This window comes from Streptomyces sp. CB02980, from assembly GCF_014451325.2.
Classification (GTDB): Bacteria; Actinomycetota; Actinomycetes; order Streptomycetales; family Streptomycetaceae; genus Streptomyces.
The window spans coordinates 171,131-182,374 of sequence record NZ_JACSCH020000002.1 but is presented as its reverse complement, the minus strand read 5'-3'; the positions used below and the strand labels follow the sequence as shown (position 1 = coordinate 182,374).

The 11,244-nt window shown below is 73.8% G+C and carries 9 protein-coding genes and 1 riboswitch; of the genes, 1 reads left to right on the top strand and 8 read right to left on the bottom strand.

All coding sequences use genetic code 11. The features are described 5' to 3' along the window. Positions 1–35: 35 nt before the first annotated feature. From E0F75_RS04440 to E0F75_RS04425, 4 genes are all read right to left on the bottom strand, one after another. Positions 36–740 (bottom strand): hypothetical protein, encoded by a 705-nt coding sequence (locus E0F75_RS04440; RefSeq protein ID WP_187621142.1) that lies wholly within the window; start codon positions 738–740, stop codon positions 36–38. Further along, the gene (locus E0F75_RS04435) at positions 737–5,062 is read right to left on the bottom strand and encodes a DEAD/DEAH box helicase (protein WP_187621141.1); all 4,326 of its coding nucleotides are present in this window, start codon (positions 5,060–5,062) and stop codon (positions 737–739) included. Before E0F75_RS04435 ends, E0F75_RS04440 begins: the two co-directional genes overlap by 4 nt. Positions 5,063–5,243: 181 nt before the next feature. Continuing rightward, the gene (locus E0F75_RS04430; RefSeq protein WP_187621140.1) at positions 5,244–6,071 is read right to left on the bottom strand and encodes a CbtA family protein; all 828 of its coding nucleotides are present in this window, start codon (positions 6,069–6,071) and stop codon (positions 5,244–5,246) included. A 14-nt stretch (positions 6,072–6,085) separates the two neighbouring features. Continuing rightward, on the bottom strand, positions 6,086–6,313 hold the full coding sequence (locus E0F75_RS04425; RefSeq protein WP_187621139.1) for a CbtB-domain containing protein: 228 nt from the start codon (positions 6,311–6,313) through the stop codon (positions 6,086–6,088). 60 nt (positions 6,314–6,373) lie between these two features. Then, a riboswitch (cobalamin riboswitch) is annotated at positions 6,374–6,457 on the bottom strand. Positions 6,458–6,650: 193 nt separating this feature from the next. Here E0F75_RS04425 and E0F75_RS04420 point away from each other — a divergent pair. Continuing rightward, positions 6,651–7,223, top strand: coding sequence for a histidine phosphatase family protein (locus E0F75_RS04420; RefSeq protein ID WP_187621138.1), 573 nt, complete (start codon positions 6,651–6,653; stop codon positions 7,221–7,223). A gap of 24 nt (positions 7,224–7,247) precedes the next feature. Here the strand turns inward: E0F75_RS04420 and E0F75_RS04415 are convergent, their stop codons facing one another. The 4 genes from E0F75_RS04415 to E0F75_RS04400 all read right to left on the bottom strand — a co-directional run bounded on the left by E0F75_RS04415 (position 7,248) and on the right by E0F75_RS04400 (position 11,220). Beyond that, a complete protein-coding gene (locus tag E0F75_RS04415; protein ID WP_229312497.1) occupies positions 7,248–8,348 on the bottom strand; it encodes an iron chelate uptake ABC transporter family permease subunit in 1,101 nt (366 codons plus the stop codon). Further along, positions 8,345–9,313, bottom strand: a complete 969-nt coding sequence (locus E0F75_RS04410) for an iron ABC transporter permease (protein ID WP_194480178.1) — start codon at positions 9,311–9,313, stop codon at positions 8,345–8,347. Before E0F75_RS04410 ends, E0F75_RS04415 begins: the two co-directional genes overlap by 4 nt. A gap of 81 nt (positions 9,314–9,394) precedes the next feature. Continuing rightward, the gene (locus E0F75_RS04405; protein ID WP_187621136.1) at positions 9,395–10,447 is read right to left on the bottom strand and encodes an iron-siderophore ABC transporter substrate-binding protein; all 1,053 of its coding nucleotides are present in this window, start codon (positions 10,445–10,447) and stop codon (positions 9,395–9,397) included. Positions 10,448–10,629: 182 nt separating this feature from the next. Beyond that, entirely contained in the window at positions 10,630–11,220 is a 591-nt protein-coding gene (locus tag E0F75_RS04400; protein ID WP_187621135.1) for a TetR/AcrR family transcriptional regulator, read from the bottom strand. Positions 11,221–11,244: the final 24 nt, after the last annotated feature.

Genomic DNA, 11,244 nt, shown 5'->3' with positions numbered 1-11,244 from the left:
GGGACGGCGTACCGCTCGGCGGAACGCCCCCGCCGTCACGTGCGGGTCGCCCCGCGGAGCGCCGTACGGGCGGCCCGGTACGCCGTCGCCGCGTCGGGGGCCGGCGCGGCAGCCGGCTGCCAGCTGCCGTAACGCTCCACGTACGGGTGCCAGAGACCGTCGGGGCCGTACCGCAGCTGGACCCGTGCGGGCGCGTCGGTGAGGTGGTTGTGGTGGCGCTCCACGGGGGCGGTGGGGGAGGGGCGGAGCGGCTGGACGGCATGCTCGGCGGCGGCCAGGACGTCGGGGTCGGCAGGCAGCGGCGCGAGGCAGGTGGCGACGGCGGGCCGCCCGCCGCACCGGTGGGCCGTGACGAGAAGTCTCATCCGGCCTGCGGAACAGCCGAGTCGGAGCGCGGCGCGTTCCAGATGGGTGTCTCCGTGCTGGGCGACGAAGCGGACGATGTCCGCGGTGACGTCGTCGACGCCATCGGCTGAGGCGCCGTCAGTGGAGGCACCGTCAGCGCCGGCACCCTCAGTGGAGGCGCCCTCAGCGGCGGCACCGTCAGCGGCGGCGCCTCCCGTTGCGGCGCCTCCCCTTGCGTTGCCTTCCGTGAGCGCGCCTCCCGGGCCGTCCAGCAGAGCCGCCGCGCGGAGCGCCGCGTCGGCGACGAGAGCGCGCAGCGCGTCGAGCCCGGGCAGCGGCGCCGGTGGCGGCTCGGTGACGCCGTCCAGTACGGATGTGGGCTCGGTCGAGGTCACGACGGGTCTCCCAGGCTGACGAGGTCGACGAGTTCCCGGTCGGAGAGCCGGGCGATTCCGGCGTCCCCCGTCCCCAACACGGCCTCCTGCAACGCCCGTTTGTGGGACAGGAGTTGGTCGATCCGGTCCTCGATCGTGCCGCGGGTGACGAGGCGGTGAACGGTGACGGTCCGCCGTTGCCCGATCCGGTGCGCCCGGTCGGACGCCTGGTCCTCCACGGCGGCGTTCCAGCTGCGGTCGAAGTGCACGACGTGACTGGCCCGGGTCAGCGTGAGGCCGGTGCCGCCCGCCTTGAGGGACAGCACGAACAGCGGTGAGCGGCCCGCCTGGAAGGCGTCGACGAGCTCCTGTCGCCGCCGGGTGTCCAGGCCGCCGTGGAGGAACAGCGGGCGATGGCCGAGGTGCGTGAGGTGCTCGGTGAGCAGCCGGCCCATCGTCACGTAGCTGGTGAAGACGAGCGCCGCCTCCCCGCGCGCGGTGATCGCCTCGACGAGCTCCCCGAGCGCTTCCAGCTTGGCCGACCGCGCGGTGAACTCCCCGGCCCCGGAGGGGCCGGGATGGTCCTCGCCCCAGTAGTGCGCGGGATGGTTGGTGATCTGTTTCAGGGCGGTGATCAGCTTGAACACCAGACCGGAGCGGGCGAGGGAGGGGGAGTGGGCGAGCTGCTCCATCGTCTCGCGGACGACGGCCTCGTAGAGGGCGACCTGCTCCGCCGTGAGTTCGACGATCCGCCGTGTCTCCACCTTCGCTGGCAGTTCGGGGGCGACCCCCGGGTCGGTCTTCCGCCGGCGCAGGAGGAACGGCGCGATCAGCCGGGCCAGGGCACGCGCGGCCGGGCCGTCCGGGTCGCGCTCGGCGGCGGCCGCGTACCGGGACCGGAAGGTCTTCAGCGGGCCGAAGAGGCCGGGATTGGCCCAGTCGAGCAGGGTCCACAGCTCGGAGAGGTTGTTCTCGACCGGGGTGCCGCTCAGCGCCAGCCGGGTGGTGGACGTGAGCGCGTGCAGGCGGCGGGCGGTGGAGGAGGCGTGGTTCTTGGCGTGCTGCGCCTCGTCCGCGATCACCATGTCCCAGCCGCGGGTGGTCAGGTCGTCGTCGCGGCGCAGTACTCCGTACGTCGTGAGGACGACGGTCCGCTCCCCGGCGACGTCCAGGCTGCGCCGGGTGCCGTGGTAGACGGTGACGTCGAGCTGCGGGGCGAACCGGCGGAACTCCCGCTCCCAGTTGGTCACGAGCGACGACGGGCACACCACCAGGACCGGGCCGCGCCGCCCGTTCTCGTACCGGTGCAGGGTGTACGCGATGGCCGTCAGGGTCTTGCCGAGTCCCATGTCGTCGGCGAGGACCGCGCCGAACCCGGTGCCGCCGGTGTGCGCGAGCCAGGCCAGCGCCCTCTCCTGATAGGCGCGGAGAGTCGCCGCGAGCCCGGCGGGCGCGGGCACCGGGGGCGCGTGCTCGCCCCGGCGCAGGATGTCGACGACGGCGGCGAGGCCGCCGCCCGCCCGGCACGGCACCGTCCGGCCGTCGACGTGCACGGTGCCGGTGAGGGCCGCGGTGAGCGCGTCGATACCGGCGAGCGGGCCGATCTCCCGGCGGCGTACGCGCGCGAGGGTGAGGGGATCGAGCAGCACCCAGCGGCCCCGGACCCGGACGAGGGGCCGGGCGGCCTCCGCGAGCGCGTCCATCTCGGCCTCGCTCAGCACGTCGTCACCGAGGGCGAACCGCCAGCGGAAGTCGAGCAGCGCCTGGAGACTGAAGCGGGGCGCGCCGCCCGTGGGGCGGGAGCCGAGGGCCTCGCCCGTGGTGACGGCGTCCTCCGTCCCGACCACCGTGTGGGCGGAGAGCAGATCGCGCAGTCCGGCCGGCCAGCGCAGCAGCACGCCCTCGGCCGCCAGGTCCGTCTCGGCTTCGAGGAGCCGCGTGATGCCCGTGGCGTCCGCCACCAGCCGCTCGGGCGAGGTGAGCAGCCCGGCCAGGAGCCCGCACCGCCGGGCCGCGCGCCGGAGCCGGAGGCGTACGCGCTCCCGCAGGTGGTACGGCTCGACTCCCGCCACCGGCTCACGCGCGGTCCGGAGACGACTCGCGGGAACCTCCTGGTCCGGGTCCTCGGGGTCGACGGCGACGAGCAGGCGACCGGTCAGCCGTCCGGCGGCGGCCTCCTCCTCGGACGGTGCGGTGAACTCGACGACCAGACCGGGCGGCGGCCCGGAGTGCGTTCGGTCCTCGACGGCGTCCAGCCAAGGCCGGACAAGCGCGGCCTCCGCCTCGGGAAGCGGACCGCCGGCCGACGCGAGGAACGGGCCGGTGCCGAACAGGACCGACGCCGGGGGACGCAGCATCGTGTCGGCCAGCGCGTCGAGGAACGCCGGAACGGCGTCGAGCGCTGCCAGGAACCGTCCCCCGTCGGCGACGGCATGGGCCCGCGGCGACATACGGCGGGCGAGCTCCTCCACGGCCCGCGCGAGCGCGACCGGCAGCGGTCCCATCCGCCACCGGTCCGCTCCGTCCGGGGTGAGCGCCGGATGGACGAGCCCGGCGGCGACGGCCCGGAGCCCGAGCCGGGTCGCCTGCGCCCACTGCACCGCTGTCGGATGCCATCCGGCGTCCCGGTTCCGGCGCAGCAGTACGGGTACCGCCTGGGCGAGCGGAACCCGCCACCCGACCACGGGCACGGGGGCGGTCGCCGGGGGCACGAGGAGCGAACAGCGCGCCGACGACAGCGGCGCCGGGAGGTCGACGTCCGGCAGCGGAGCCCCGTCGGCCCGGTGGAGCAGCAGCGCGGCGGGTGCGCTGCCACCGGGCAGGAAGGAGACGGCGCACCCGGCCGCGAGGGCTTCCGCGAGGACGTCACCGACCGCGATCCGTAACACCGGAGCCGGAGCCGGAGCCGGAGCCGGACTCGGAGCCGTCGCCGGGCCCGGACTCGGACCCGAGCCCCAGCCCGAACCCGGCATCACAGTCCCAGCCGGAACACTCGGCCCGCCATCGGTGGACCGCGGCCCCGGCACGGACGGTCGCCCCGGCGCCCGCGCCGGGGGAGTGGACGTGGCGTCGTGCGCGACCAGTTCCTCCATCAGCGCCGAGGCGGCCGCGCGGCGCGCGTCCGCCCGCGTCTTCGCCCGGCGGGTGACGGACACCTCCGCCCCCGTGCGGACGAGGGTGCAGGTGTAGGTGCAGCTTGCGCTCTTCGGCGCCGTCGCGAACGTGGACTCCGGCTTGGAGATGACCTCCAACTGGGTGTACTTGTTCAGGTACTTCACCGGATCCTGGCCCGCCGGCACCGGCTGGATCCGCACCGACCGGGACGCGCCGGCGCCGTCGGAGGCCCGTTCCTCCTCCGGCTCCGGAAGCCCGGTCAGCTCCGCCAGGAGGGCGACCGCGCCGAGGTGGACGGCCTGCCGGCGGTCGCGTGCGGTGCGTTCCGCGCCGTCGACCGCGCGGCCGTCGCCGCCCCCGCCCTCCCAGCTCCAGCCGCAGGAGAACCCTCCGTCGGACGCGACGACCGTGTGCCGGAGTTCAGCGCCCCGCTCGTCCGCGTGCCAGCGCAGCAGCGTGGCCGCCGAGTTCTGCATCCGCGCCGCGAGCCCCAGGGCCCGTACGCGCGACTCCCGCCACGCCGGGCCCCGCGCACCGAACAGCAGCAGATGGACGTCACGGTGCCGCAGCCGGGCCGAACCCGCCCTGCGGACGATCTCGGCCGCCACCTCCTCGCCCGGCTCGTCCTCCGTCGTCACGCGGGTGCCGAGCAGCGACTCGAAGGCCTCCGTCCCCATGCCCGGCACCGTCAGCCGCCCGCCGCCCGTCTCCCCCGCCGTCTCCCCCGCCGTCTCCCCGACCCCGGCGAGTCGGCGGAGCATCGCGTCGGCGGCGGACCTACGGGCGAGGGCCGCGGTCCGCGCGCTCCGCGCCGGGCCCGTCACCTGGGCGTCGCCGGGGCCGAGTCGTACGGCCGCCGTGTGCAGGACATGTCCGTCGGGAAGGTGCTCGGCGGACTCGTCGTACGTCAGCGGTGGCCAGAACTCGAGCTGCGCGTGCGCCGTGAGGATCTGCTGCGGCACCTCCGGTGTGCCGTGCAGGCCCTCGACCGCGAGGCGGCGCGCGGTCCGCCACGCCGGGTCGTCGTCGGTCACCAGGAGGAGCATCCGCAGGTCTCGCTGTGTCAGTTGCCCCGATCGTGCCAGGCTCTCGGCCTCGGACACGACGTCGGGGTCCGACCGGCCCGTCACGACAGCCCTCTTGGCCCGCTCGTGCCATGCGGCTCGTACCCGGGTCTCCACGGGAGCCGACTGCCGGACGTCGTCGGCCGACGGGGAACGACCAGCCAAGAGGAGATCCTCCGTACACATAACGTGATGAGACGTGCGCACTCAGTATACGGAGAAGTGGGGTTCGCGATCTTCCAACGGCGGCCGGACCGACCGCGGTTGCCCGGGAACGCGGAACCGCCCCGTACGCAGGGGCGTACGGGGCGGTCGGTGCGCGGTCCGCGCGGGGCCGTTCGGCCGGTCAGCCCGGGATCGGCGCCCCGACCGGGGCCGGAGCGTCGGCGGCGGACGTCCGGCCGGCGAGGACCTTCTGGGCGAGGACGCCGAAGACCACGCCGAACACCGCCCACAGCACGGCCTGGACGGCCAGCGAGGCCAGCCTGAACTCCCAGAGCAGCGCGGCGGGGAAGCCCGCCTTGACCGCGTCGTCGTTCGCGGGGAGCAGCACGAAGGCGACACCGGTCACGACGACGAACCCGGCCGCGGCGATCAGGGTCGCGTTCCAGTTGCCCAGTCGCGGTGCAAGGCGCCGCCCCGCGATCACCGCGGCGAGCCCGAGCAGCACACTGAGCAGGATCATCAGGAAGAACAGGGTGGTGCGCTTCCCGATCGTGTCGGGATTGCCGACGGCCGGCGGGGTCGCCGGATACTTCAGGAACGGCACCAGATAGACGGTGGTGAACGCCGCCGCCGCGGTGAGCGCCGCCGTCGCCCGAGGGCTGAACCGGCCGATGCGGCCGAGCGCGAAGGAGAAGGCGAGCGCGGCGATGCCGCCGAGCGCCACCCCGTACACGAGGACACCGGTGGCCAGGCCGAAGGTCGACTGGACGGGACGGCTGACCGCCTCCTCCTCTTCCTCCGGGGCTTCCGCGGCGGCCGTGCCACCGTGGCCGGCGTGGGCCTCGGGAGCGGCGTGCGCCTCCTGGGCGGCCTGGGCCTCCTCGACGGCGATCGCGCCGTCCACGGGAGGCTCACCCACCACGTAGGCGACGGCGAAGGCGAGGAGACCGGCGATCAGGCCCGCGAGCATGCCACGGACCAGCAGGGATCTCACAGTTGAGGCGTGCATGTGCGTATCGCCTCTCAGTGGCAGGGGAAGCCGAGCAGATGACGACCGTCGTGCACCCACTCGTGCACGTCGGAGCCCGCGATCAGGGACGTGGCACCCTGCTCTGCGCCCACGAAGTACAACGCGATCAGCGCGAGAAGGCCGACGAAGAACGCCCAGGGCAGCACGGCCCGGACGGGCAGCGGGGCCGGAACGGCCACGGAAGGGGCGGATGCGGCAGCGGAGACGAGAGCCTCGGCCATGATGGAACCTCCTGCGGGAACTCGCGTCCCGGACGGTGGTGCAGGACGACGGTCCACGGGTCTGACTCACCGTGTCACCGCCTCCGGGATCGGAAGGGCGGCGCGCGGCTCACAGTGGCGCGACCGTCCCGGATTCTCACCGGACTTCCGTCTCGCCGTCGTCACGCTGTTCAAATGTCGCCCGACCGTACCGCGCACCGGGTGCGCCGCCAAGGGCGTGAGGCCTGAATCACGTTCGTGCGCCCCCCGGGGGTGGTGAGCCCGGCTCGGCGCGGTCGGCACGGCGGCCCGGCGCTACCCTGGGCGCCGCCCCAGGACCCGACCGAGAAGGAAGCCGATGACCGTCCGGCTGACGCTGATCTCCCCCGCCACGAGCGGCTCATCGCGCGACGTCGGGTTCGACGACGACAGCCCCCTCGACCCCGAGGGGATCGCCCGGGCCGAGTCCGTCGCCGCCGCCGTCGGCCCGTCCTCGCGCGCGTACTCCTCGCCCTCGGCACGCTGCCGCCGGACCGCGGAGGCCCTCGGTCTCGCGGCGGAGCCGGTGACCGCACTCGCCGGCTGCGCCATGGGGCGGTGGCGGGGGCAGACCCTCGCGGCCGTCGCCGCCGCCGAGGAGGCGGCGCTCGGCGTCTGGCTGTCCGACCCGACGGCGGCACCCCACGGCGGGGAGTCCTCGCGCGAGTTGCGGATACGGGTCGGGGCCTGGCTCGACGGACTGCGGGCCGGCTCGGGGCGCGTCACGGTCGTCGCCGAGCCGGACGTGATCCGCGCCGCCCTCGTCCACGCCCTCGGGGCACCGGACGAGGCGGCCCGGCGGCTGGACGTACGCCCCCTGACCGCCGTGCACCTGAGCGGGCGCGCCGAGCGCTGGAACCTGCGCGTCGGCGACCCGCTCGGGCCCGCGTAGCCCCCTCGCCGGAACTCCTTCCGGTCAGGCGGCGGGACGCCTCCACTCACGCAGCAGCAGATAGCCCAGGTACGCGCCGCCGACCGCCATCGTGTACAGGCCGACGGGCAGGTTGTCGAAGAGCGGCAACTGCTGGGCGGTCAGGTCCGCCAGGACCAGCAGCAGGGCCCCGAGCAGGGTGGACATGACCAGGTGCGGTCCGCCGCCGCGGGTGACCCGCTTGGCGATCTGCGGCGCGGTCAGGGAGATGAACGCGATCGGTCCCGCCACACTGACGGCTCCGGCGGAGAGGACGATCGACAGCGCGACCGCCCAGGTCGCGGTCCGGCCCGGGCGGGCCCCCAGACCGGTGGAGAGGTCGTCGCCCATCTCGCCGATGCTCAGGGGCCGGGCGAGGAGCGCCGCGAACGGCAGGGAGACGAGCAGCACCGTCCAGATGGTCGCCGCGTCGTCCCAGGAGCGGGCGGAGAGGCTGCCGTTGATGTAGGCGGTCAGGGCGCTGGCCTTGTCGCGCTCGACGGCGTACACCACGTACTGGGTCAGCGCGGTCGCCATCGCGGCCACGCCGATACCGGCCACCACGAGCCGTCCCGGGCTGCGGAACCCGGTGCCGGTGGCGAGGAACACGACCGTCATCGCGAGGATCGCGCCGAGCAGCGCGCCGACGGCCACCGGCATGACGTCGGGCAGGAACAGGGCGGCGGCCGCCGCTCCCGCTCCGGCTCCGGCGCCGAGCCCGATGACGTCGGGACTGCCCAGCGGATTGCGGGTGACGGACTGGAACAGGGCCCCGGACAGGCCGAAGGCCGCGCCGGTGGCGATGGCCACCACGAGCCGCGGTCCGCGCAGCCGGTTCAGGACGAAGGCGTTCTTGCCGGTGGCCTCGCCCGCCAGGGCCGACGGCAGATCGGACAGGTCGATGCCGAGCCTGCCCATCGACAGCGTGGCCACGGCGGCGGCACAGAGCAGCAGCAGGGAGACCGCGGCGGCGATCACGGTGGTACGGCGCACGGGTACGGCGACCCAGGGGCCGATCCGCAGGACACCGCGGCCCGCGGGCCGTGCCGCGCGCTGCTTCGTCACCTCCGTGCTGTCCGGAGCGTCGGTCCGGTCGGCGGTCTTCATCCCGCTCCCCTCATACGGCGAACGGCGAAGAGCAGGGCGGGCGCACCGACGAAGGCGGTGACGACCCCGACCATGAGTTCCTGCGGGCGCAGCAGGATCCGGCCGATGACATCGGCGAACAGCAGCAGCGTCGGCCCCGCGAGGGAGGTGAAGAGGATCTGGGCCCGGAAGTCCGCGCCCACGAGCGCCCGGACGACGTGCGGGACGGCGAGGCCGACGAAGGCGATGGGCCCGACGGCAGCCGTCGCGGCCGCGGCGAGCAGCGTCGCCGCGAGCAGTCCGGCGCCCTTGACCCGGGCGGGGCTGATGCCGAGGGAGGCGGCCTTGTCGTCGCCCATGGCCATGGCGTTGAGCCCCGGCGCGAGCAGCAGGGCGAGCAGGAGGCCGACCGCGGCGAACGGCAGGACCGCCCAGAAGGCGTCGAAGCCGCGACCGCCGAGCGCGCCCACCACCCAGTAGCGGTACGTGTCGAAGACCTGCGGCCTGGACAGGGCGACGGCCTGGATGAAGGCGGCGAGGACGGCGGAGAGGACGGCGCCGGCGAGCACCAGCCGGACCGGTCCGCCGCCGCCGCCGGCGGTGCCGACGACATGGACGGCGACACCGGTCAGGAGGGCGCCGGCGAGGGCCCACCAGATCGTCTCCCGCTGCCCGGAGGCACCGAGGAACGCGGTCGCGGCGACGATGCTGGCGGACGCGCCCGCGTTGATGCCGAGAAGTCCCGGCTCGGCGAGCGGATTGCGCGTGATGCCCTGCATCAGGGTGCCGGCGACGGCGAGGCAGAGGCCCGCGAGCACACCGAGGACGGTGCGGGGGTAGCGGCTCTCGATGACGGTACGGGTGTACTCGTCGCCGCCGCCGGTGACGACCCGCAGGACGTCACCGGCGGACGTCGGCCTGCTGCCGAACATCACGCTGGCGAGCAGGGCCAGGGCGAGCAGGGCCAGGCACAGGACGGCGGCCATGACATGCCGGCCAAGGCCCCGCCGTACGACGGCGGGGCCTTGAGCGGTCTGGGAAAGAGTGGTCACGCTGGGGACCCGTGGTTACTTCCCGGCCTTGGCGACGGCCTTGTCGATCATCGGGAGGTAGCGCTCGATGCTGTACGGCACCGTCAGCGGGTTGATCATCGAGGAGGCGGTGACGAAGGGCGTGTCGTGGCTGTAGACGAGCGCGTTCTTCTTCACGGCGGGGATGGCCGCGTACAGCGGCTGGGCCTCGACGGTCTTGCGGGACTTCTCGTCCATGTAGAACGTGAAGGCGATGTCGCTCTTCGCCAGCTTGTTGGCGTTCTCCAGGCCGATGAGGGCGGAGTCGGTGCCCTCGGTCTCCGGGAAGGTGTTCACGATCGGGTCGACCTTGAGGCCCAGCTTGGAGACCATCGCGACGCGCTGCTCCTCGGGCTTGAAGACGCCGAGGGTGCCGGGGCCGGTGTTGTAGATGTACGAGAACGTGACGTTCTTGTAGTGGGGGCGGGAGGCGGCCGCGTCGGCGAGCTGCGACTCGATCTTCGACTCGAGCTCCTTGGCCTTCTCCGGCTGACCGAGCGCCTTGGCGATGATCTCGATCTGCTGGTCCCAGTTCGTGCTCCACGCCTTCTCGGGGTAGGCGACGGTGGGCGCGATGTCCTTCAGGATGTCGTACTGCTTCTGCGTCAGACCGGACCACGGGGCGAGGATGACGTCGGGCTCGAGCTCGGTGATGGCCTCGATGTCGAGCTCCTCGCCGCCCTTGAACTGCTTGGGCAGCGTGGCGCCGGACTTCTTCACCGCGTCGTGGATCCAGGGGAGGTAGCCGCTCTTGTCGCTGCCCCAGGGGTACTCCTCGATGCCGACCGGGACGTTGCCGAGGGCGATGGCGGTCTCCGCCGAGCCCTGACCGAGGGTCACCACGCGCTTGGGCTTGTCCTTGATGACGGCCGAACCGAGGGCGCTCTTGATGGTCACGGGGAAGGCGCCCGCCGGGGCCTTGCCCGCCGGCCCTGCCGCGTCGTCCTTCTTGTCGTCCGAGCCGCACCCGGTCACCATCAGGCCGAGCGAGAGCGCGGCGGCGCCCGCCACGAGAACGCGACGGCGAAGGGGGGTGAACACAGAAGGCATGGTGGATCCTTGTCTCCGGGCAGGGGGATGTACGACGCCCGGACTGACGGCCCCACAGACGGATGTCCGCGGGGCAACGATCAGCTCGGCGCTTGTTAGGTGAGCCTAACCTATTCCCGCCTGGGCTTGGGTGCCAGGGGGTTCGATCCCGATGTGATCAACACGGCACCCGGCCGGAGTCGCTACGGCGCGACGGCCTTCCGCAGGGTCCGCAGGCACAGGGAGAGGGCCGTGTGCTTGGGGGTGCCCTGGTCGCGCGCCTGCATCCAGGCGGCGTAGAGCAGTGCCCACATGACGTCCTGGAGCCAGCTGACGTCGACCTCGGGGTCGAGCGTCCCGTCCTTCTGTCCCCGCCGGATGAGGGCGAGCAGGGCCAGGTCGGTCGCGGACTCCTCCTCGATGCCGGACCACGCGACGAACTGCGGTACGTCGTACAACAGCAGCAAACGGTCGCCGAGTTCGAAGTACTCCAGACAGAGCCGCTCCAAGGCCTCGGGCGCCGGCCCGTCGTCGAGCCGCGCGCGGTCGGCCGCCGCGGCGACCCGGTCCCGCACGTCCGTGCCGATCGCGGCGAGCAGGTCGGAGCGCTCGGGGAAGTAACGGTGGACGGTGGTCCGCCCCACCCCGGCCGCCTCGGCGACATCGCCGAGCGAGGCGCTGTGGTCGGCCGTGAGCACGGAGACGGCGGCGTCGAGGATCGCACGCCGGGTGCGGGCGCGGGTGGCGCTCTCGCGGGTGGCCGCGCCGTGCGCGGGAGTGTCGTCGGACCCCATGCGCACACGGTAACCCCTCGTGCC